The organism is Cellulomonas timonensis, assembly GCF_900046455.1.
GTDB lineage: Bacteria > Actinomycetota > Actinomycetes > Actinomycetales > Cellulomonadaceae > Cellulomonas_A > Cellulomonas_A timonensis.
In genome coordinates, this window is the sequence record NZ_FCOT01000012.1 from 981,277 (window position 1) to 1,002,539 (window position 21,263).

Genomic DNA, 21,263 nt, shown 5'->3' on the forward strand with positions numbered 1-21,263 from the left:
GCGTCCGCCGCGCGATCGAGCCCGCTCAGTCCACGATCCGCGACTCCAGCCGGGCCCGCACGCGGGGCCACTCCTCCGCCAGGATCGAGAACACGACGGTGTCGCGCCAGGTGCCGTCCGCGCGGCGCACATGCTCGCGCAGCACGCCCTCACGGACGGCCCCGAGACGCGCGATGGCGGCCTGCGAGCGCAGGTTGATCGCGTCTGTCTGCAGCTTCACGCGGTGCATGTGGCAGTCCTCGAACGCGTGCCGCAGCAGCAGCAGCTTCGACGCCGGGTTCACCAGGCCGGCCCACGCGTCGGGGGTGTACGCCGTCCAGCCCAGGTGCAGGCGCCGGTTGGGCAGGTCCACGTCGCCCAGCGCGCTGGCGCCCACCAGGGTGCCCGCGGGCCCGAGCTCAGACTCCGCGGTGGTGCGCACCGCGTACGGCGTGAGGCCGGGGACGGCCAACAGGCGGGAGATCCAACGCTCCGCGCCGCCGACGTTCGGCGGGCGGTTGCCCGGGCCGCCGCTGTACCCGGACGCCCACACCCGTGCGTCGTCGAGCGCCCGGAACAGCGCGGGCGCGTCCTCGGCGGACAGCAGGCGCAACTCCACCACCGGGCCCAGCAGGTCGCGTCCGTCGGGGGCGGTGGCGGGGACGTCCGGCTCGGCGTCCGGTGCGGCGGGGCTCATGCGCTCGACCGTAGCGGGACCGCGCGTGGTCGGCCCTCAGGCGTCGCGGAGCCTCCCTCGCAGCGCGTCGAGCTCGGCGGTCATCGCCGGCGGCAGGCGGTCCTCGAACTGGGCGAAGAACTCCTCGGTCAGGTCGCACTCGTCCAACCACGACGCCGGGTCGATGTCGAACAGCGCAGCGACGTCCTGCGCGGGCAGGTCCAGGCCGTCCAACGCGAGCGCCCCGGCCGCTGGCACGAGGCCGACGGGCGACTCGACGGCCTGGGAGTCCCCCGTGATCCGGCCCAGCGTCCAGGCGAGCACCCGGGAGTTCTCCCCGAATCCGGGCCAGAGGAAGCGCCCATCGTCACCCTTGCGGAACCAGTTGACCTGGAAGATCGCGGGCAGTTCCACGCCCTCGGCGGCGAGCCGGGCGCCCAGGTCGAGCCAGTGCCCCCAGTGGTCGCTCATCGTGTAGCCGCAGAACGGCAGCATGGCGAAGGGGTCGCGGCGCAGCTCGCCGACTGTCCCCTCGGCGGCGGCGGTCTTCTCCGAGGAGATCGTCGCGCCCATGAACACGCCATGGGTCCAGTCGCGGGCCTGTGTCACGAGCGGCACGTTGGTGGCGCGCCGGCCGCCGAAGAGGATCGCGTCGATGGCGACGCCGTCGGGCGAGTCCCAGTCGTCCGCGATCGAGGGGCACCGATCAGCCGCGACGGTGAACCGCGAATTGGGGTGCGCGGCGGGCATGCCGGCGTCAGGCGTCCAGTCTTGGCCCCGCCAGTCGATGAGGTGCGCGGGCGGCTGCTCGGTGAGGCCCTCCCACCACACGTCGCCGTCGTCGGTGAGCGCCACGTTGGTGAAGATGACGTCGGAGCGCAGCATCTCGATGGCCGTGGGGTTGGTCGCCGGGCCGGTGCCGGGCGCCACGCCGAAGAACCCGGCCTCAGGGTTGATGGCGCGCAGGCGACCATCGGTTCCGGGGCCGCCGGGGCGCATCCAGGCGATGTCGTCGCCGATCGTCTCGACCTTCCAGCCGGGGATCGTCGGGCGCAGCATCGCCAGGTTCGTCTTGCCGCAGGCCGACGGGAACGCCGCCGCCACATGGAGCACCCGGTCGGCGGGGTCGGTGACGCGCAGCACCAGCATGTGCTCGGCCAGCCAGCCCTCGTCGCGGGCCATCACGGAGGCGATCCGCAGCGCGAAGCACTTCTTGCCGAGCAGCGCGTTGCCGCCGTACCCGGAGCCGTAGGACCAGATCTCGCGGGTCTCCGGGAACTGCACGATGTACTTGGTCGCGTTGCATGGCCACGGCACGTCGTCGACCGGCTCACCGTCGCGGTCGACCAGGGGCGCGCCGACGGAGTGCACGGCGGGCACGAAGTCCCCGTCCTCCCCGAGCTCGTCGAGCACCGCCGAGCCCACGCGCGTCATCACCGCCATGCTCGCCACCACGTACGGCGAGTCGGTGAGCTCGACGCCGATCTGCGAGATGGGGCCGCCGATGGGACCCATCGAGAACGGGACGACGTACATGGTGCGCCCGCGCATGGCGCCCGCGAACAGCCCGGACAACTCGGCCCGCATGGCGCGCGGCTCACGCCAGTTGTTGGTGGGGCCGGCGTCGGCGCGGTCCACCGAGCAGATGAACGTGCGGTCCTCGACGCGCGCGACATCGTGCGGGTCGGAGCGCGCCAGGTAGCTGTTCGGGCGCAGTGCGGGGTTGAGTGGGAGGAGCGTGCCGCCCTCGACCATGCCATCAATGAGTTCCTGCTGCTGCTCGGCGGAGCCGTCCACCCACACGACGGCGTCGGGCTCGGTCAGCGCTGCGATGCGCGCCACCCAGGCGAGCAGGGCGGCGTGCCGGGTGGGCGCGCCGATGTCGATCCGCAGCGTCGAGGCTGGCGTGGCGCCGGGCGTCGCGGCGCTGAGCCGCACGCGGGTCGCGCTGGCGAGGACGGGATCGGTGAGGGTCATGGAGATCGGCCTCCTTGGCGGGCGATGGGCGGGGCGTTGGCCTCGTCCTTTCCCACACTTCGCCAGGTCTGAACCATCTTCAACCGCAACAGACCGTCAAGAACTGCGGTTCTTTCGCTAGTGTCAACAGATGAGCTCTCGACCCCCTGTCTCGCGACGCTCCGACCTCCCGAGCCCCGGCAAGCCGCGCACCGGGGACCTGCTCACGCTGGGCCGACGGATCCGCCACTTCCGCACCGCGCGGTCACTCACCCTGGACCAGCTCGCGCAGGCCACCGGATCGGCCGCGAGCCAGCTCTCCCTGATCGAGAACGGCCACCGCGAGCCCCGGTTGTCGCTCCTCCAGGAGATCGCCGCCGCGCTCGACGTGGACATGGCCGACCTGCTCGCCGCCGAGCCGCCCAACAGGCGCGCCGCACTGGAGATCGCCCTCGACAGGGCCCAGCGCACATCGCTGTACACCGGCCTCGGACTGCCCGCCGTCCGCCCCGGCCGCTCGGTGCCCACCGAGGCCCTCGAAGCCCTCGTCGGCCTGCACGACGAGCTCGCGCGCCGCGTGAACGAGTCCATCGCCACCCCCGAGGAGGCCCGCCGCGCCAACACCGAGCTGCGCCTGTGGATGCGCGAGCGCGACAACTGCCTGCCGGACATCGACGACATCGGCGAGCGGATGGCCCGCGCCGCCGGGTACACCGTGGGCGCCCTGACCCACCGGGCCGTGGCGCGGATGGCCGAGCAGCTCGGCTTCAAGATCCTGCACGTCAGCGACCTGCCGCACTCCACCCGCACCGTCACCGACCTCGCGTCGGGCCGCATCTACCTGCCGCCCGCGTCGATCCCCGGCGGCCACGGGCTGCGGTCCCTCGCACTGCAGGCCATCGCGCACCGGGTGCTCGGCCACGTGCGGCCCGAGTCGTATGCGGACTTCCTGCGGCAGCGGCTCGAGATCACCTACTTCGCGGCCGCCTGCCTCATGCCCCGCAGCGCCGCCCTGGAGCACCTGGGCGCCGCGAAGCGATCGAAAGACCTGGCCATCGAGGACTTCCGCGACGCGTTCGGCGTGACCCACGAGGCCGCCGCGCACCGGTTCACCAACCTCGCGACCAGCGGCCTCGACCTGCCCGTGCACTTCCTGCGCGTCGACGACGCGGGGGCGCTGACCCGCGGCTACGAGAACGACGGCGTCGGCTTCGCCACCGACCCGACGGGCGCCATCGAGGGCCAACATGTGTGCCAGCACTGGGCCGCCCGCGCCGCGCTGACCAGCCGCGACCGCACCACCGAGTACCACCAGTACACCGACACCCCGGCGGGAACGTTCTGGTGCACCGCCCAGACGGGCACCGCCGACTCCGGGGAGTTCTCCATCACCGTTGGCGTCCCGTTCGCCCACGCCAAGTGGTTCCGCGGCCGCGACACCACGCTGCGGACGACATCGCGCTGCCCCGACGCCTCGTGCTGCCGCCGCCCCGACCCGGAGCTCGCCACCCGGTGGGCCGACCAGTCGTGGCCCAGTGCCCGCATGCACGCCCAAGTGCTCGCGCCGCTGCCCCAAGGGACGTTCCCGGGGGTGGACGACGCAGAGGTGTACGCGTTCCTGGACCGGCACTCGAACACCCGGTGACCCCGGCCCGCTAGCGTCGGAGGGTGCCGATCCCCCGCTGGATCACCCCGGTCAACCGCCGAGTCACGAACCGCGTGCTCGGCCCGCTGGCGGTGCGCATGCCGCCGCTCGCCGTCATCCACCACGTCGGCCGCCGCTCGGGCATCCCACGGGCGACACCCGTCATGGCGTTCCGCACCGCGCGCGGCGTCGCCATCGCCCTCACCTACGGCCCCGACGTCGACTGGCTGCGGAACGTCCTCGCCGCCGGGCGGGCGCGCCTGGTGCAGGGCGGGCGGACGACAGCACTCGTCGACCCCGTCCTGCTGCACGGCGCGACGGGCGCCCGCCTGATGCCCTGGTGGGTCCGGGTGGCGCTACGGGCGCTGCGGGTCGACGACTACATCGAGCTGGCCGCCGCGTGGGAGCGACCGGCGCGCGGCGGCCGCCAGAGCGGCTGACACACCTGCGAGCAGCAGCAAGACGAGCGCGAAGACCAGCGTCGAATGCGCCTTGTGCAGCAAGTCGTACTTCCCCTGCCAATCCGCCACAGTCTCGGCAGGAACCGTGGCGTAGACCCGTTCCGCGAGATACCAGCGGTTCCCCCACCTGATGAGCTCGCCAACGCCCCACAGCCCCAGCAGCCATGCCGCGACCGGACCCCAGCCCGCCGCACGCTGACGCGCCTGAAGACGCCAGCGCGGCAGTGGGGCTCGCGCACTGCCGAAGTGAGCGTCCATAGGTCCTCTCCTGCGCACAGCGGCTGGCGATCCGGTTGCGGGCCTGTGTACCGCACCGCCTCCGCGCTGTCAGGCGATTCGTGATTCCGGGCGCGGATGGCCGCCACCATGCGGCCAACCGGGGTAACTCTCCGGTTTCGCCTGCCTGACCACGCTCCCACCCGACATCCTGTTCGCGCTGGCCCGCCCACTGGGTGCCTGCCGGCCCCGGGAGTGCCAAGGAGAGGCGCATGATCGACACGGCGATCGACCGGCTCACCGCGGCGTACGCGTCCGCAGGCCTCCCACCGCTCCGCCCACCCAGCGCCGACGTCGACGCCCTGATCGCGCAGGCCAACGCGACGATCCACCCGCTGCGACTCCCCGAGCAGCTGGAGACGCTGTGGCGGCGCGTCGACCCGACGTCCCTCGTCGTCGCTCCGCATCCCGCCCTGACCGCTCCCGAGCTCGCCCTCAGCACGTGGGTGTCGCACCGCGACGACTTCCCGGGGATGACACCGCAGCTGCTGTTCCCGGTGTGCTACGAGAGCCACAGCTTCCTGTTCGTCGAGCTCGACGCACCGGGCCAGCCCGGCGGCGCATGTCTGGACTGGGCGTTCGCCGGCTCGGCGTTCACGGTGGTGGCGGCGGACCTCGCCGCATACCTGGACCTGATGGCCGCGATGATCGAGCTCGGCGAGGTGCGCGAGCACCGCGTCCTGGGCCGCGTGCACTACGAGTTCGACCCCGACGGCCGATGGCCGGAGTACCAGGAGGCCCTGCTCGCGCGGGCGCTGCCCCTGCCGGGCCTCGGCGACCGGGTGGTGCTGGACGAGGACGTGCGCCTGTGGCCGGCCCACTGGCTCGCCGCCGACGGCGTCACCGCGCACGACCGCTACCCGCAGGGCGCCACCACCACCGTCGGCACGCTGCTGCTGGAGGCGGGCGCGGGCGCTGAGGCGTCCGGCACCATCCAGGCCCGCGTGGTCAGCCTGGTGGGCTCGGGCGACGGCGCCCGCATCACCGTGGACGACGGGACGGGCACCCTCGACGTGTGGTGCCCGGCGCCGGTCTGCCGGTTCGGCCCCGTGATCCGCCGGGCCTTCGAGCTCGACGTGCGCGTGCGGCCGTACCCGTCGGAGCCCCCGGAACTGGACGACGCCCACGCGCGGATCGTGCGCGACGCCTTGGAGCATGACTTGGGCGGAGCCCAGGAGGCTGTCGTGGAGACGTACCGGCTGGCCTTCGAGACCCCCGCTGCCGCGGAGGCCACCGCCATCCGGCCGCTGGACTGAACGCCGTCCGGAAGCCGTCGAGGCGCAGAACGGTAGCGTTTGGCACGACGAAACGGTCGTGTATGAGTGTTCGAACGCCCGCGAAGGCGCGCTAACTCTTGCCGCATGGGCCATGCAGGGTGAGGCTGCGGTATGGGCGTCCGACACATCCGCGGAGCTGTCCGTGATCGCAACGGCGTCACGCTCGCGCTGTGCCTGGGCGAGCCGGGCGCGCCGGTGGTCTCCGTCGGCCAGGTGATCGACGACGTCGACGCGCGCCGCCACACCTACCTGGTCGACGCCGGCCCTCGGGCCGCCAGCGTCCGTGTTGTGCGGGACCCAGACGGGGCCTACCTGCGCACCGACCCAGACGCGGATCCAGCGAACAACCTCGACTCGCTGCCCCGCTGCGAGGACCTGCCACCGTTGGCCCCACAGCCGGTCCGCCGGGATGCGGCCACCGTGGGCGCCGAGGAACGGCGACGGCTGCGCGACGCGATTCTCGAGTTGAACCACCGCCACTACCCGGTGCCCACCGGCCCGGCCGACCCGGTGTCCATCTGGTTCAAGCAGGACGAGGTCCACCAGGCCACCCATGTCCACGACGAGGCCACGTTCCTCGCGTGGCACCGTGCGCTGGTCAACGAGTTCGAGGCGCAGCTGCAGCAGATCGACCCGACTCTCGCCCTGCACTACTGGGACTGGACCACGCACCCGGAGCGAGCGCCGGACGGCCAGGGCGGTCTCGTCAACCTCTTCGACGAGGGCTTCATGGGCGCGAACGGCACGATCGGTTCGCCGTTCCTGGAGGGGGGCTTCTACCGTCCCGACCCACCCAACCGCTACGTCACCAAGGACGGTCACTTCCGGAGCGTGCCGTTTCCGGCGGACCTCCCACCGCCGAGGATCACGCGGGCACTGCCCGTGTCTGGGCACGGGCCCCGGGAGGTGACGATGGCCGAGCGCGACGAGCTGTGGCCCCCGGGGTCATCTGAAATCCTGCCCGGCGTCGACGAGGCCATGCGCGTCCACACCGACGAGGACCTGCTCCGCCCCTTCCTGTTCGACCGCGTCGGGGCGCCGGCTCCCCGGCCCGGCGTGGCGTTCGAACGGTTCTGGCGCAGGCTGTACATCGACCACGGGCTGATCCACCGGTTCATCGGCGGGGCGATCGGCGGCGGTAGGACGAGCGACGCCGCGCACTCCTCATTCGAGGACCCGTTCGTCTTCCTGCTGCACTCGAACGTCGACCGGCTCTGGGCCAGCTGGCAGCTCAGCCCTGCCGGATTCGACGCCCGCGCCGAGCCGCCCTGGCGACTGGAGCCGGCGTGGGCCTACGGACAGCTCCTCGACGGGAAGGTGGAGGTCGCCACCGACACCGAGCCCTTCCCGGGCGAGACGCAGGAGCATTACGACGCCCGCTACGACGCCGCCCTGGCCCGGCAGGGGGCCACGGCCGGACGCGAGATCCGCTCCACCATGTCTCCCTGGAACGGCCTGCCGCGCCCCGGCTCGTCGGAACGCGCCCCCCGCCCCTGGGGCCCCGGCGCCCAGGGTGAGCCCGGCACGCCACGGCCGCTGCGCCCTATCGACCGGGCTGTCCTCCGTCCACCGCCCTACGACGAGTACACGTTCGAGCGCGACGGCCTGGCCGCCGCCTGGGCCACCCTCCTGACCGGCAAACGGCTCTCCACCCACGACGTCGTCCGCCTCACCGTCGAGGGCGACGCCACCGACGCCGACCACATCGAGGTCGTCCTCCAACTCGGCCCCGACGTCTCCTGGTGGAAGGGCATCCGCCTGCCGGACTGGACGATGCTCGACACCGAGGGCGCCCTCTCCCGCGCCACCACCCAGCACCGCGTCGACGAGCTCGGCGACGGCCAGTTCATCTTCCACAAGGCCGTCCCCGGCCGGCGCATCGTCTTCCGCGTCGCCGACATGGAGTGGATCCGCCCCGGCAGCCGCCTCACGTTCCTCTGGGAGGACGACTGACCGCGCTCAGCGTGCTCGCTCAGCAACTGCTGTGATGTCGGCGATAGGCAGCAGGAGCATCGGCTCCTCCGTGGGCGCCGGCCCGAACCCGAACCGCCGCCAGAACCTGTCGGCATCGTCGTCGACCGGGTGCACGAGGACGAACATGAACGCCACCTCGTCCAGGAGGCGCGCGCAGCGGATCAGCGCATCCTGGAGCAACGACCGCCCAAGACCGGCGCCCTGGTGCGCGCTGGCGACGGCGAAGCGGCCGATCATCAGGACGGGCACGGGATCAGGCGACCCATGCCGACGTACGCGCGGGAGCGTCTTCCGCACGATCGATCCGGTCGACAGGGAGTAGTACGCCACGACGGTGTCTGAGTCGTCGCACACCACGAACACGCGCGAGGCACCGGACACCGAGTTGGAGCGCGCCCGTTTGACGAGCCAGTCGTCCAGCGACTCCACGCCGCACGTGAAGCCGTCCAGCCTGTGTTGGTCGGCGAGGGGCTCGGGAGCGAAGAAGCCGGTCACCGGGTCTTGAACACCGATGGCTTGGCGAACAGCTCAGTCAGCCCACGGTTCGGGGTGACAGGCGCATCCAGCAGCCGTTCGAACTCCTCACGTCGCGCCGCCGGCACATGAAAGACCCGCTGATCTGCCAGCACCTCGTTGGCCCGCTCGACGGTTGTCTGGATGGCGAAGTCCGTCACGGAGCGACCGAGCACGTCGGCGGCAGCGGTGATGGTCGCCTTCTGGTCACTGGTCAGACGCAACGCGAGGCGTTCATCCTTGGTCGCAGCACTCATACCCCGACCGTACGCCTGTTGTACGCCCACGTCGAGGAAGATCGGCGCTCAGATCAGAGTCCCCCTGGTCAGAGGGTCCGGCCGCGACCGACCGCTCGCGCAGGTCTCGCATGCCCTGAACCCAGCCACCCAGCGCAGGGAGGCGCGACAAGTCACGGCTGGTCAACCACGCGGCAATGACCCCGACGACCAGGCTGATCGCGCCGTACCCGAGCAGGTCGACCGCCCGCCGCCCAGGGGAGGACAGGCCGATGTACAGCACTGCGCCCCCGACTCCCGCTGCGGCCACACCTGCCCTGGCCGAGCCGCGGGAAGAACGGAATGCGAGCCAGACGGCAACCGCCTCCACCAGGCCCGCGAGCGCGAGGACCGGAGCCAGGAAGACGACCCCGAACGTCATATCCACGACGAGCCGCCCCAAGCCGCCGACAGCGCTCCAATTTGGCTCGGGCTGCAATATCAACGAACCCAACAGGAGCACTGATCACGCCGCGAGTGTGCCAGGCCGCTCGCTCCTCCGAACGACGAACGCCACCCCTCAGGAGCGACACACGTCGGCAACCCGACTCTTGTTGATCCCTATACCGTCACGAGCTATCACGGAGGCCTGCTTTGGCTGACGCCCTAACCACAAACAACCCAACTGAGATGCGACCTGTTGTGTTTTTGGTGGATGGCCTACCCTTGAGGCATGCGCACACTGGTCTATGAGGAAGCCGTACGGGGCGACAGCGACGAGCTGCTCACCACCGGTGAGGCAGCGACGCTGCTCGGTGTCTCGCGCCAGCAGGTCGTCAACATGGCAGAGCGGGGCGACCTGCCCTATGAGACGTCTGGCACGCATCGACGCATCCGCCGATCCGACGTGGAACGCGCGCGCTTCTCCACCCGCCGCATGTCGGCCGACCAGCGCCGTTCGCTGCGACTCGGGTACGCCATCGCCGGGAAGATCGTCCAGGAGCCCGAGACGGCGTTGTCCCTCGGCCGCGCGAACCTCGACCGGCTTCGGGCCCAGCACGTCCGTGGACAGAGCGCCCAGTGGCTGGCCCAGTGGCAACGACTCATCGATGGCCCACTCGACGAACTGCTGCTCGCACTGACCTCGCCCAGCCCACGCGGACGCGAGCTACGCCAGAACTCGCCGTTCGCAGGGGTCCTGGACGAGTCCGAACGAGCCGCCGTTCTCGCGGCGTCCCGATGAAGCGCTCCGATCTGTCGCACCTCTTGCGTGCGGCATCCACCATCGCGAACGACAGGGAAGTCGTGATCGTCGGCTCCCAATCGATCCTTGGCTCCTACGACGAGGATGACTTGCCCGACGAGGCGGTCGGCTCCATCGAGGCCGACGTCTCCTTCTTCGGGCCGGACGCAGAGGAGAAGGCCCTCGCCGTCGACGGCGCGATCGGCGAGGACTCCGCCTTCCATCAGATGTACGGCTACTACGCGCAGGGTGTCGAGATCGACGGCCTCGTCGTGCTGCCGGACGGATGGCGCGAACGAATCGTGGTGTGGCAGTCCTACTCGTCGGAGCCCGCACGGGCTCATTGCCTCGAACCTCACGATCTGGCCGTCTCGAAGCTCGCGGCGTTCCGGGCAAAGGACTTGGATTTCGTCCACGCCCTGATGACCCACGGGCTGCTCTCGGCCGAGACGCTGGTCCAGCGACTCGAGATGACGACGCTGCCACCAGCACACCGACGACGACTCGTCGCCTGGGTCAGATCGTCACCCGCCTGACGGCTCCACGCCTCGTCACGACTCATCGCCAACGTCTCCGCGAGCCACACTACGGATCTCGGCAAGTCCGGGCTGGGCTGTACAGCGCCACCGCTTCGCGTCTGGCGCGCTCGACGATGGGCCCTTCGATGCGCCCCGAGATGATGTGCACTCGCACGCCGGTGATCTGCTGAAGATGATCGGTCAGGTCGAGAAGATCAACCAGGTCGAAGCCCCGAGGAAACGTGACGATGAGGTCAAGGTCAGAGTCGACCGTGTCACTCCCCCGCGCAACGGACCCGAAGACCTGGGCATCGGCCCCACCGTGATGGGCGATCGCCGCCAGTACCTCGGCGCGATGCGCCGCCAGGGCTTCTGACGGACGCACGCGGGACACCCCGGAGCGGTTCACCCGCGGCACGCTAGCGCCTTGATGGCGCGCGTCGCCTCACGTTCGTGAGGACGCTCAAGCGCGGGGACATGCATGTCAGTGCCGCCCCCGACAATGGACCGTGCCCCTGACCGTCGTGCTCGACCATCCGCGCCTACGGGACGTGGTCGTGCTGCAGGACGTCACCGACGACGGCCAGCCACTCGCCCGCGCAGATGTGCCGCGGGCCGCCCTCCCCGCCGCGGTCGCCGCCCGTGAGGCCGAGCGTCCCCGCTGGGTGTGGGACGACACCGCCCGCTGGTATCCGCCGCTGCTGGCCGCCGGGGCCCGGGTCGAGCGCTGCCATGACCTGCGGTTATGCCACACGATCCTGCGCCGCAGTGTGTTGACGCGGGACTCCGAGCTCGCGCAGTCAGCGCCGGGCCGATGGGATGCGCCGTCGCCCGGCGAGCCGAAGGCGGTCGAGGTGAGCCTGTTCGACGACCCGAGGCTCGCCTCCACGCCCGCCGCCCACGCCGCCACCGATGAGGACGCTCCGGACGACTCCGACCCGCTCGCCGAGCTCCAACGCCAGTTCGCGGCGGTCGCTGGCGCGGACGATCCGGGCCGCCTCCGCCTGCTGCTGGCCGCCGAGTCGACGGGCGCCCTGATCGCCGCCGAGATGCGCCACGACGGCCTGCCGTGGGATGTCGCCGTCCACCACGAGCTGCTGACCCGCGAACTCGGATCGCGTCCCGCCGGCGGCGGCCGTCCGAGCCGCCTGGAGGCCCTGGCCGCCGAGGTGCGCACTGCTTTGAGCCAGCCCGCGCTGAACCTCGACTCGCAGCAGGACCTGCTGCGCGGGATGCGGGCGGCGGGGCTCGACGTGGAGTCAACCCGCAAGTGGGACATCCAAGGGCTCGATCATCCGGTGGCCGCACCGCTGCTGGAGTACAAGAAGCTCGCAAGGCTGCTCAGCGCCAACGGCTGGGCGTGGATGGAGCAGTGGGTGCGTGACGGCCGGTTCCGGCCCGACTACGTGCCGGCTGGCGTCGTGACGGGCCGGTGGGCGTCGAGCGGCGGCGGGGCGCTGCAACTCCCGACGAGCATCCGTGGAGCGGTGCGGGCCGATCCGGGCTGGCGGCTGGTCGTCGCCGACGCCGCGCAACTCGAGCCGCGGGTGCTCGCCGCGATGTCGGGTGATGACGCGATGGCGGCAGCCGGGCGGCACGCGGACCTGTATCAGGGCGTGGTCGACGCTGGCATCGTCGAGACCCGCGAGCAGGCCAAGTACGCGATGCTCGGCGCCATCTACGGCGCCACCACGGGCGCCAGCGCGATGCTCATGCCGGGTCTGACGCGCGCGTACCCCCGCGCCGTCGGACTGGTCGAGGCAGCCGCCCGCGCGGGTGAGCGCGGCGAGCCGGTCTCCACCTGGCTGGGCCGCACCTCGCCGGTGCCCGACGCGGCCCGCATGGCCGAGCTGCGCGCCGCGTCCTCCGAGGGCGCGGGGCCCGCCGACGTCCGCGCCGCCCGGCAGCAGGCCCGGACCTGGGGGCGGTTCACCCGCAACTTCGTGGTGCAGGGCACCGCCGCCGAGTGGGCGCTGTGCTGGATGGCGGCCTTGCGGCGCAGGCTCCGCGCGATCGACGGCCGCCCGCATCTGGTGTTCTTCCTGCACGACGAGGTGATGGTCCACTCCCCCGAGCCGGTGGCCGACGAGGTCGCCACCGCCATCCACGACGCCGCCGTCGAGGCCGGCCGCCTCCTCTTCGGCGATTCCCCGGTCGACTTCGCCCTCCAAGTCGCCGTCGTCGACAGCTACGACCAGGCGAAGTGATGACAGCCCCTCACCGCGCGGTCGAGCCGATCGCCGCCGCGCCCCGACAAGCAGCCCCGGCTACTCGACCTCGATCTCCGCAGTGGTGAACTCCCGCAGTTGGAGGTCCGCGGCTTCCGGCGCTGTGAAGCCCTGGTCAGCCAGGTACGCGAGCCGGACCTCCCAGTCGAAGCCGTCGTCACCGTTGCGGTCGGAGTAGTAGATCTCCATGAAGTCCTCGGTGGGCCACCGGGTGAGCACGCCGATCTCCCGCAGGTGGTGGTCCGAACCGGGAGTGAAGTACGGCCGGAAGTTGAGGTGGAACCCCTGGATGAAAGGCACGCCCGGCGGGATGGCCCTCCGCACCCCGCCCCGCGCGCGGGTGCCTGTCGCCCGGTGGTCGCCCAGGATGAGGTCCTGCGGCACCCAGGCGTACTGCGCGCGCCACAGGAACGTCTCCTTGTCGTCCTGGTCGTTGAACGCCACCGACAGGCGCCCGTCGGACTCCAGCAGCTTGATCTGGTCGACGTGCTGGTCGGAGCCGCGGAAGTAGAAGACGAAGCCGCTGAGCACGAAGACGTAGTCACCGGACGGCTTGTCCAGCTCGCGGGTCTCCTTGGCCTTGGCCACGCTCTCGATCTGCCCCAGGATGATCCGCCTGTTGATGAGGTCCTGGTGTTGGACCCGGTAGAAGTACTCGTCGTTGCGACTCTCGTCGAAGTACTCGATGGTCAGCGTGTTGGTGTCCGGCACCTCGACCTCCACGCCCACGGCGTCGATGTGCCTGTCCTCATGGGAGAAGCGCAGGTAGAAGGTCTGCATCAGCGGCACGCCCCGGACGGGGTAGGTGCGGCGGGTGATGTTGCGTCCGAATCCCTCGACAACTGGAGTCATGGCCTCGCCCCCTTCCTTCGACGCTAACTCCGCGCCCAGACGCTCGCGAACGGCCGCCGACGTCGGACGGGTGAACCCGCGCGGGCATCAGACACGCCCGAACGGGCGATGCACGGCCACCCCGGGCCGAATCGTCCGGTGCGTCCCATCTGCACGGTTACCGTGAGCCCATGAGCAGGAACCGACGGCGATGACGCACGAGAGCCTGGGCCTGGTCGAGGGGTCGGACGTCGACCCCGAGCTCGGGTTCCTGGTGCATCTGGCCGACACCACGGGCGTCACGGTGGGCCTCGTCCTCACAGTTCCCGCGGGGCTCATCGGCGGCAGGCTGGTGGGCGTGGCCAGGCACTTCGAGGGGCTGGCCACGCAGATGAGCCGCTTCTCGGGCCAGGAGATGCTCGGCGAGGCGGTGCTCGGCATGTTCCGGCTGCGCGCTGCGATCCAGGCCGATGAGCACGCCAAGCGGGGCCTGCCCGATCACGGCGCCATCCCGTCGGGGTTCGTCCATCTGGAGAACGCGAGCCTGGTGGGCCCGGGCGGTCAGGAGACGTGGCTCGGCCCGTGGCGCGGCCGGCTGTCCGAGGTCACGGGCTGGACGTTCACGTCCTGAGCGGCCGCCCGGGGTTCACGGTTCTCGCGGTGTGACGGCGGTGACCGTCAGGCAGGTCTCGTCGTCGATGGCGGCGGGCATCGGGTCGAGCACGAGCGCCATCGGGTGCCCCCAGTGCGGGCTGAAGGTGGCGTGTGCGTTCCCGTCGCCCGCGACGGCGGCCTCGAGCCGGTCGAAGAGGTCGGGGACGGTGGGGATGTCCTCGTACTGCTCGGCAGTGGGCGTCCACCCGTCGGGGATCTCGGACGCGACCTCGGCCACGGCGCCGCCGGTCACGCGCACAGCCCAGCGGCCCACGAGCTGCTGCTCGCCGCAGGTGCCCTCGAGCACGTAGGAGTAGTCGGCCATGTCGGCGGTCCCCCCCCGTTCGCGGGCCTGCGCGAGGTCCTCCTCGCTGGGGTTCGGCCCCTGCGGCGGCTCGCCCGCCGCTCCCCAGGGTGTGCAGCCGCTGAGGGCCGCCGCACCGAGGAGGGCGCCGACGGGCGCGACAGCCAGGCTGCGCGCTCGTCGGCGTCTCATGTCAGCCCAGCAGGTCGGGCCGCAGGATGGTCGCCTCGCGACCCGGGCCCACGCCGATCGCGGAGATGCGCGTCCCGGAGATCTCCTCCAGGGCGAGCACGTACCGCTGCGCGTTGACGGGCAGGTCCTCGAACGTCCGGCAGCCGGAGATGTCCTCGCTCCAGCCGGCGAACTCCTCGTAGACCGGCTTCGCGTGGTGGAAGTCGCTCTGGTCGAGCGGCATCTCGTCGTGGCGCTTCCCGTCGACGTCGTAGGCCACAGCGACAGGGATCTTCTCCAGGCCCGACAGGGTGTCGAGCTTGGTGAGCACCAGGTCGGTGAGGCCGTTGACGCGGGCGGCGTACCGCGCGACGACGGCGTCGTACCAGCCGGTGCGGCGCGGGCGGCCCGTCGTGGTGCCGAACTCGCCGCCCTTCTGCCGCAGGTGCTCGCCCATGTCGTCGAGCAGCTCGGTGGGGAACGGGCCCTCGCCGACGCGCGTCGTGTACGCCTTGATGACGCCGACGACGCGGTCGATGCGGGTGGGTCCGACGCCCGATCCGGTGCACGCGCCGCCCGCCGTGGCGGAGGACGACGTGACGAACGGGTAGGTGCCGTGGTCGATGTCGAGCATCGTGGCCTGGCCGGCCTCGAACACGACAGTCTTGCCCTCGTCGAGGCCCTTGTTCAGCACCAGCGGGGTGTCGGCGACGTACGGGCGTACGCGCTCGGCGTAGCCGAGCAGCTCCTCGACCGTCTCGTCGACGGTGATGGCCCGGCGGTTGTAGACCTTCACCAGCAGGTGGTTCTTCTGGTCGAGGGCGCCCTCGACCTTCTGCCGCAGGATCTTCTCGTCGAACAGGTCCTGGACGCGGATGCCCACGCGGTTGATCTTGTCCGCGTACGTGGGGCCGATACCGCGACCGGTGGTGCCGATCTTGCGGCTGCCGAGGAACCGCTCGGTGACCTTGTCGAGCGTGCGGTTGTACGGCGCGATGACGTGCGCGGCGGAGCTGACCAGCAGGCGGCTGGTGTCCACGCCGCGAGCCTCGAGGGCGTCGATCTCCTGGAACAGCACCTCGAGGTCGATGACCACGCCGTTGCCGATCACGGGCACGACGCCCGGGGAGAGGATCCCCGAGGGCAGCAGGTGCAGCGCGTACTTCTCGCCGTCGATGACGACGGTGTGGCCCGCGTTGTTGCCGCCGTTGAACTTCACGACGTAGTCGATGCGCGAGCCGAGTTGATCGGTCGCCTTGCCCTTGCCTTCGTCGCCCCACTGGGCTCCGAGAACTACGACGGCCGGCATGGCATCACCTTTTCCACACTGCCTAGCGGTCCGATCCGCGGCACGTCCGGTGCGAGCGAGGCTCGCGGCCAAGGGATCGGGGCACGGGCGACAGTGACCCAGTACCTCCGAGAGGATACCGGACAGGTAAAGCGCTGGTCATTGACCTGCGCGGCCAGTTGGGCGATACACACCTCGCCACGCGCCAGATCAGCGCAGCGCCGCGACCTCGACCACCGACGTGCCGGAGTCCGCCAGGAACTGCGTGCACCGCTCGGCCTCGTCCTCCTCGCCGATGGCGTCCGCCGCCTCGGTCAACGCGAGCAGCGCCCGGAGGAAGCCCTGGTTCGGCACGTGGTCGGCGGGGATCTCGCCGACGCCGCGCCACCCCGCGCGCCGCAGCGCGTCGAGCCCGCGGTGGTAGCCGGTGCGCGCGTAGGCGTACGCCGCGACGGGGTCGCCGGTCTCGGAGAGCGCCTGCTCGGCGAGCAGCGCCCAGGCGAACGACGACGCGGGCACGGCCCGGGCGGCGTCACGCGCGTCCGACCCACCGGAGAGCAGGAGACGCGCCTCGGCGTCGGCGCCATCGGCGGGCAGGAGGGTGGGCTCAGGGCCGAGCAGGTTCCGGTTCATGGGGCCAGTCTGGCAGCGATGCCACGACCCGGAGCCAGGCGCGAGCCCAACGGGGTGCGGGTCCCAGCGTCCATGGCTACAGTCGAAGCGCGCGTGCCCCCTCCGCCTCTCCCCCGAGGACGACAATGATCGAGATCTCGACGTCGCCGACGACGACCACCGTTGTCATCGAAGGCGACCTGGACCTCGCGGAGCGTGACCAGTTCCCCGAGATCGCCGCCCGCATCGTCGGGCTGCGCCGTCAGCTCCTCGTCATCGACATGTGCGGTGTGACGTTCATGGACTCGACGGGCGCCGCGTTCCTCATCTCGCTGGCCGACTCGGGCCGCAGGCGCGGTGGCGCCACGGTGTTGCGGGGCGCGGACGCCCGGGCCCTGTTCGTCATCGGGGTGTGCGGCGCGCTCGCCCTGTTCCGGGTCGACGACGAGTGCAACCACGACCGCCACTCGTCGGGCTTCCGCCGGCCCGCTAGCGGCACGGTCGCCCCCGCCTGACACCGCGCGGGCCCGCGCCCACACCGTGCCGGCCGCAGCAGCAGGTCAGCCGTGCGACCGATCGTGGCCGGCCGGTCGCATCTCGCCACGCACCTTCGCCCACACGAGCTTCCCGTCGCGCGCCGGCCGCCACCCCCAGTCGGCCAGGCGGTCGACGATCTGCATCCCGTATCCGCCGATGCGTCCCGGGTGCCCGTCGGTGGCCACCGGCGGCGTCGGGTTGGAGTCCTCGACCTCGATCCGCAGGCCCTCGCCGGTGTCGTACAGGCGCAGCGCGATGTGGCCCCACCCGTGCAGCACCGCGTTGGCGACCAGTTCGGAGACGACCAGCTCGGCGCTCGGCCCGTCGGGCAGCGACCACGCCTGGCAGGTGCGCAGCACCGCGTGCCGTGCCCGCCCGATGGACGCCGGCTCGCTAGGCAGCAGCCACCTGCGGCTGCGCGGGCTGCCGGAGAACGCGGCATCGTCCTCAGGGTCGGGGACCCGCACCACGACCACCGCGACGTCATCCTCGGGGCTGTCCGCCAGCCGGGACAGGAGCTCCTCGCCGATGCCGGCGGCGTCGATGGCGGTGATGCCCGACGCGATCTCGACGAGCGCGTCCACGCCGTCGCGCAGCGCGCGGTCGCGCCGCTCGATGAGCCCGTCGGTGTAGAAGATCAGCACGTCGCCGGGCGCCAGGTCGGCGCTGGCGGTGGTGCGCGGACGCCCGCCGAAGCCGATCAGGGGACCTGAGGCCTCCCCCAGCGAGGTCACCTCGCCGCGCCGCGCCAGCAGCGCCGGCAGGTGGCCGGCCCGGGAGTACTCCACATGCCAGCCCTCGCCGGCCCGGGTCAGCGTGGTGAGCACCAGGGCGGCGGAGCGCGGGATGCGCATCCCGGCCACGAGCTGGTCGACCCGCTCGAGCACCGGGCCCGGCGACGTCACCTCATACGCGTAGGAGCGCACCACGGACCGCAGCTGCCCCATCGCGGCGGCGGCCTCGACGTCATGGCCCACGACGTCGCCGATGACCACGCCGACGACCTCCGGGGAGATCTGCAGCACGTCGTACCAGTCGCCGCCCACCTGCGCGTGCTCGGCGTTGGGCGCGTAATACGTCCACACGTCCAGCCCGACGATCTCGGCCTGCTCGGGGAGCATCGGGCGCTGCAGCGTCTCGGCGAGCCGGTGCTCGCGCTCGTACAGGCGCACGTTGTCCACGGCCAGGCCCACGCGTCGCACGGTGAGCTGCAGCACGGTGCGGGCCGACTCGTCGAGCGCCTCAGCACTGACGCCGTGGGAGGCGTCGCGCGGGATCACGGCGAGCACGCCCATCACCCGGCGGCGCCCCGGCACCGGCAGCACCAGCACCTCGGTGAGCGTGGGGGCGATCTGCGCGACGAGCGGGCGGACGTGCTCCGCGAGCCATCCGGAGGCGCTCGTGGTCGCGTGCCAGCCCGTGAGGTCCAGCGTCACGGGGACGTCGAGCGCGCCGTCGAGGAGCTGCTGCACCTGGTCCGGCTGGTCGCGGAACGCGGCGGGGACGTCGTCGGGTGGGACGTTGCCGTGGCGGCGGCCACTGCCCGACGGCGGGGCCGTGACGGCGATGCCGTCGGCGGCGCTCAACCCGCCGTCGTTCAGGTAGAAGCCGGCCCACGACACGACGTTCCCGCGCTCCAGGAGCCGTGCGATCTCCCGCAGCGTGTGCGGGTCGTCGAGGTCCATCAGCAGGTCGGAGATCTGCGCCACCAGGCCCAGGCTCGTGCGCTCGGTGCGCTCCTGCTCCACCAGGGCGGCCTGTGCGGCGTCCCGCTCCACCAGCTCGGTGACGTCGACCAGCACGACCACGCTGTGCCGGGCCGGCCCGCCATCCGTGCTCGGCACCGGGGCCACGGACGCCCGGGTCCAGATCGGGGCGCCGTCGGCACGGCGCCCGCACACCGTCGCGGTGCCCCGCTCCCCGGCCTCCACCAGATCGTGCAGTCGTGAGATCTCCGCCTGGTCGGTCCACTCGCCATACAGGATGTCGGGCGCTCGGCCCGCCACACCGTCGAGTGAGAAACCCGTGGATCGTGTGAAAGCGTCGTTGACCCACACGATGCGAGGGCCGGAAAGGCCCAGTTCCATGATGAAACAGGGGATGTCAGCGACCCGCAGTGCTCTGTCGCGCAGTTCTGCGAGAGACTCGCCATGATGATCGGGGGCCAGGGAGTTGACCGCGACCACCTCCGATCGTCTAGCGTGCCGAACAGGTGCTGCGACCGAACGCAGCCCGTGCAGGAACCGGGGCCTCGGGGATCGCCCGTGCCCGGGGAAGGAGCATCGTGCGCGACGGTAACAGCCCGACGACGGACGAGCCCGCCCAGAGCAGCGGGGGGGCCGCAGGAATCACCCCGGGCGCCCCCGCGGGCGAGCCGGGAACCGTCCATGTCATCCTCGGCGCGGATCGGACGCGCATCGTCCTCTCGGGCGAGATCGACGCCGATCTGGGGCCCGACCTCCAGGAGGCGACGACCGATGCCGAGCAGGCCGGTCTGCCGATCGAGGTCGACGCCCATCATGTGACGTTCATGGACTCGTCGGGTGTGGCGTTCCTCGCCCGCTTGTCGATCCGTAGCCAGCACCGGGTGCGCCTCCTGCGGGTGCCGCCCACGGTGCGGTTCCTCCTCGAGGTGACCCGCATTGGCGAGCTCCTCGACGTGGTCGACGTCGATGAGCCCCACGACTTCGACGCGGCGCCCGAAGGGGCGCCAGGTGAGACGGACCCCGCCGCACCCTGAGACGCAGCCGCCCTCTCCCCGGGTGCCGGCTCCGCGCCCTGAGACGGCTGAAGGCCCGGCCCCGACGCGATGAGCGTCGGAGCCGGGCCTTCGTCGATCAGTCGATCAGACGGTCAAGCTCAGAGCTTGCGACCGGCCGAGCGGAGCTGCTGCGCGGCCTCGACCAGACGCTGGGCCATGCCGGCCTCGGCCAGCTTGCCCCAGGCGCGCGGGTCGTACGCCTTCTTGTTGCCGACCTCGCCGTCGATCTTCAGGACGCCGTCGTAGTTCGCGAACATGTGGCCGGCGACCGGACGCGTGAACGCGTACTGCGTGTCGGTGTCGATGTTCATCTTGATGACGCCGTTGTCCACGGCCTCGGCGATCTCGGCCTCGGTGGAGCCCGACCCGCCGTGGAAGACCAGGTCGAACGGGCTGTCCTTGCCGAGCGAGGCGCCGACCGCGTCCTGGATCTCCTTGAGGATCGCCGGGCGCAGCTTGACGGCGCCGGGCTTGTAGACGCCGTGCACGTTGCCGAAGGTCAGGGCCGTCAGGTAGCGGCCCTTCTCGCCGGAGCCGAGCGCGGCGACCGTTGCCAGGCCGTCCTCGATCGTCGTGTACAGCTTGTCGTTGATCTCGGCCGTGTGGCCGTCCTCCTCACCACCGACGACGCCCACCTCGATCTCGAGGATCGTGCGAGCGGCCTGCGACAGGGCGAGGAGCTCCTCCGCGATGACGAGGTTCTCGTCGAGCGGGATGTTGGAGCCGTCGAACATGTGCGACTGGAACGTCGGGTTCTTGCCGGCCTTGACCTGCTCGGCCTCGAGGGCCAGCAGCGGCCGCACCCAGGAGTCGAGGTTCTGCTTGGTGCAGTGGTCCGTGTGGAGCGCGACGGTGATCGGGTAGTTCTTGGCGACCTCGGCCGCGTAGGCGGCGAGGGCGAGCGAGCCGGCGATGCGGTCCTTGACCGTCGAGCCGGACGCGTACTCGGCGCCACCGACGGAGACCTGGATGATGCCGTCGCTCTCCGCCTCGGCGAAGCCCTGCAGGGCAGCGGTGACGCCCTGCGAGGAGGTGACGTTGACCGCGGGGTAGGCGAACTTGCCAGCCTTCGCCCGGTCGATCATCTCGTTGTAGACCTCAGGGGTTGCGATCGGCATCGAGGATTCTCCTGGTGCTAGTGGGA

At 71.4% G+C, this 21,263-nt stretch carries 21 protein-coding genes; 10 read left to right on the forward strand and 11 right to left on the reverse strand.

All coding sequences use genetic code 11. The annotated features are described in order from the left end of the window. Positions 1-25: 25 nt before the first annotated feature. Positions 26-676 (reverse strand): GNAT family N-acetyltransferase, encoded by a 651-nt coding sequence (locus tag BN3788_RS13030; RefSeq protein ID WP_066586651.1) that lies wholly within the window; start codon positions 674-676, stop codon positions 26-28. A 36-nt stretch (positions 677-712) separates the two neighbouring features. Next, positions 713-2,632: a phosphoenolpyruvate carboxykinase (GTP) gene (locus BN3788_RS13035; protein WP_082812871.1), complete on the reverse strand. Its 1,920-nt coding sequence runs from the start codon at positions 2,630-2,632 to the stop codon at positions 713-715. A 130-nt stretch (positions 2,633-2,762) separates the two neighbouring features. Here BN3788_RS13035 and BN3788_RS13040 point away from each other — a divergent pair, with 130 nt between their 5' ends. From BN3788_RS13040 to BN3788_RS13055, 4 genes are all read left to right on the forward strand, one after another. Beyond that, entirely contained in the window at positions 2,763-4,256 is a 1,494-nt protein-coding gene (locus BN3788_RS13040) for a helix-turn-helix transcriptional regulator (RefSeq protein ID WP_082812872.1), read from the forward strand. Between the two features lie 23 nt (positions 4,257-4,279). Continuing rightward, positions 4,280-4,696: a nitroreductase family deazaflavin-dependent oxidoreductase gene (locus BN3788_RS13045; RefSeq protein ID WP_066586653.1), complete on the forward strand. Its 417-nt coding sequence runs from the start codon at positions 4,280-4,282 to the stop codon at positions 4,694-4,696. Positions 4,697-5,205: 509 nt separating this feature from the next. Further along, positions 5,206-6,249 carry a hypothetical protein gene (locus BN3788_RS13050; protein ID WP_066586657.1) on the forward strand — a complete coding sequence of 348 codons (1,044 nt, stop codon included), beginning with the start codon at positions 5,206-5,208 and terminating at the stop codon, positions 6,247-6,249. 132 nt (positions 6,250-6,381) lie between these two features. Continuing rightward, entirely contained in the window at positions 6,382-8,223 is a 1,842-nt protein-coding gene (locus BN3788_RS13055; protein WP_066586660.1) for a tyrosinase family protein, read from the forward strand. A 6-nt stretch (positions 8,224-8,229) separates the two neighbouring features. On the opposite strand, the gene BN3788_RS13060 is transcribed toward BN3788_RS13055, so the two are convergent. Together BN3788_RS13060 and BN3788_RS13065 are read right to left on the reverse strand one after the other, a co-directional pair. Beyond that, positions 8,230-8,739 carry a GNAT family N-acetyltransferase gene (locus BN3788_RS13060; protein ID WP_066586663.1) on the reverse strand — a complete coding sequence of 170 codons (510 nt, stop codon included), beginning with the start codon at positions 8,737-8,739 and terminating at the stop codon, positions 8,230-8,232. Beyond that, positions 8,736-9,014: a type II toxin-antitoxin system TacA family antitoxin gene (locus BN3788_RS13065; RefSeq protein ID WP_082812874.1), complete on the reverse strand. Its 279-nt coding sequence runs from the start codon at positions 9,012-9,014 to the stop codon at positions 8,736-8,738. The genes BN3788_RS13060 and BN3788_RS13065 overlap by 4 nt, the downstream gene beginning before the upstream one ends. Positions 9,015-9,705: 691 nt before the next feature. Between BN3788_RS13065 and BN3788_RS13075 the strand changes: the two genes are divergently transcribed. Next, the gene (locus BN3788_RS13075; protein ID WP_066586686.1) at positions 9,706-10,215 is read left to right on the forward strand and encodes a helix-turn-helix domain-containing protein; all 510 of its coding nucleotides are present in this window, start codon (positions 9,706-9,708) and stop codon (positions 10,213-10,215) included. Then, complete coding sequence (locus BN3788_RS13080; protein WP_082812875.1) at positions 10,212-10,751, forward strand: DUF6036 family nucleotidyltransferase; 540 nt, start codon at positions 10,212-10,214, stop codon at positions 10,749-10,751. Before BN3788_RS13075 ends, BN3788_RS13080 begins: the two co-directional genes overlap by 4 nt. Positions 10,752-10,800: 49 nt before the next feature. Here BN3788_RS13080 and BN3788_RS18720 read toward each other — a convergent pair whose 3' ends face one another. After that, positions 10,801-11,142: a nucleotidyltransferase family protein gene (locus tag BN3788_RS18720; protein ID WP_159066899.1), complete on the reverse strand. Its 342-nt coding sequence runs from the start codon at positions 11,140-11,142 to the stop codon at positions 10,801-10,803. A 100-nt stretch (positions 11,143-11,242) separates the two neighbouring features. Here BN3788_RS18720 and BN3788_RS13090 point away from each other — a divergent pair, with 100 nt between their 5' ends. Then, entirely contained in the window at positions 11,243-12,940 is a 1,698-nt protein-coding gene (locus BN3788_RS13090; RefSeq protein ID WP_066586690.1) for a bifunctional 3'-5' exonuclease/DNA polymerase, read from the forward strand. Between the two features lie 60 nt (positions 12,941-13,000). Here BN3788_RS13090 and BN3788_RS13095 read toward each other — a convergent pair whose 3' ends face one another. After that, complete coding sequence (locus BN3788_RS13095; RefSeq protein WP_066586691.1) at positions 13,001-13,813, reverse strand: hypothetical protein; 813 nt, start codon at positions 13,811-13,813, stop codon at positions 13,001-13,003. A gap of 190 nt (positions 13,814-14,003) precedes the next feature. Between BN3788_RS13095 and BN3788_RS13100 the strand changes: the two genes are divergently transcribed. Then, positions 14,004-14,423, forward strand: a complete 420-nt coding sequence (locus BN3788_RS13100) for a hypothetical protein (RefSeq protein WP_066586697.1) — start codon at positions 14,004-14,006, stop codon at positions 14,421-14,423. Between the two features lie 15 nt (positions 14,424-14,438). Here BN3788_RS13100 and BN3788_RS13105 read toward each other — a convergent pair whose 3' ends face one another. The 3 genes from BN3788_RS13105 to BN3788_RS13115 all read right to left on the reverse strand — a co-directional run bounded on the left by BN3788_RS13105 (position 14,439) and on the right by BN3788_RS13115 (position 16,842). After that, a complete protein-coding gene (locus BN3788_RS13105; RefSeq protein WP_066586700.1) occupies positions 14,439-14,942 on the reverse strand; it encodes a DUF6174 domain-containing protein in 504 nt (167 codons plus the stop codon). A 1-nt stretch (position 14,943) separates the two neighbouring features. Next, entirely contained in the window at positions 14,944-16,230 is a 1,287-nt protein-coding gene (locus BN3788_RS13110) for an adenylosuccinate synthase (RefSeq protein WP_066586703.1), read from the reverse strand. Positions 16,231-16,419: 189 nt separating this feature from the next. After that, on the reverse strand, positions 16,420-16,842 hold the full coding sequence (locus BN3788_RS13115; RefSeq protein WP_066586704.1) for a DUF3151 domain-containing protein: 423 nt from the start codon (positions 16,840-16,842) through the stop codon (positions 16,420-16,422). Between the two features lie 125 nt (positions 16,843-16,967). Between BN3788_RS13115 and BN3788_RS13120 the strand changes: the two genes are divergently transcribed. Further along, a complete protein-coding gene (locus BN3788_RS13120; protein ID WP_066586706.1) occupies positions 16,968-17,336 on the forward strand; it encodes an STAS domain-containing protein in 369 nt (122 codons plus the stop codon). A 45-nt stretch (positions 17,337-17,381) separates the two neighbouring features. Here the strand turns inward: BN3788_RS13120 and BN3788_RS13125 are convergent, their stop codons facing one another. Continuing rightward, on the reverse strand, positions 17,382-19,445 hold the full coding sequence (locus tag BN3788_RS13125; protein WP_082812877.1) for a SpoIIE family protein phosphatase: 2,064 nt from the start codon (positions 19,443-19,445) through the stop codon (positions 17,382-17,384). 197 nt (positions 19,446-19,642) lie between these two features. Between BN3788_RS13125 and BN3788_RS13130 the strand changes: the two genes are divergently transcribed. Continuing rightward, positions 19,643-20,098, forward strand: a complete 456-nt coding sequence (locus tag BN3788_RS13130; RefSeq protein WP_066586708.1) for an STAS domain-containing protein — start codon at positions 19,643-19,645, stop codon at positions 20,096-20,098. A gap of 119 nt (positions 20,099-20,217) precedes the next feature. Here BN3788_RS13130 and fbaA read toward each other — a convergent pair whose 3' ends face one another. Continuing rightward, complete coding sequence (gene fbaA, locus BN3788_RS13135) at positions 20,218-21,237, reverse strand: class II fructose-bisphosphate aldolase (RefSeq protein ID WP_066586715.1); 1,020 nt, start codon at positions 21,235-21,237, stop codon at positions 20,218-20,220. Between the last annotated feature and the right edge of the window lie 26 nt (positions 21,238-21,263).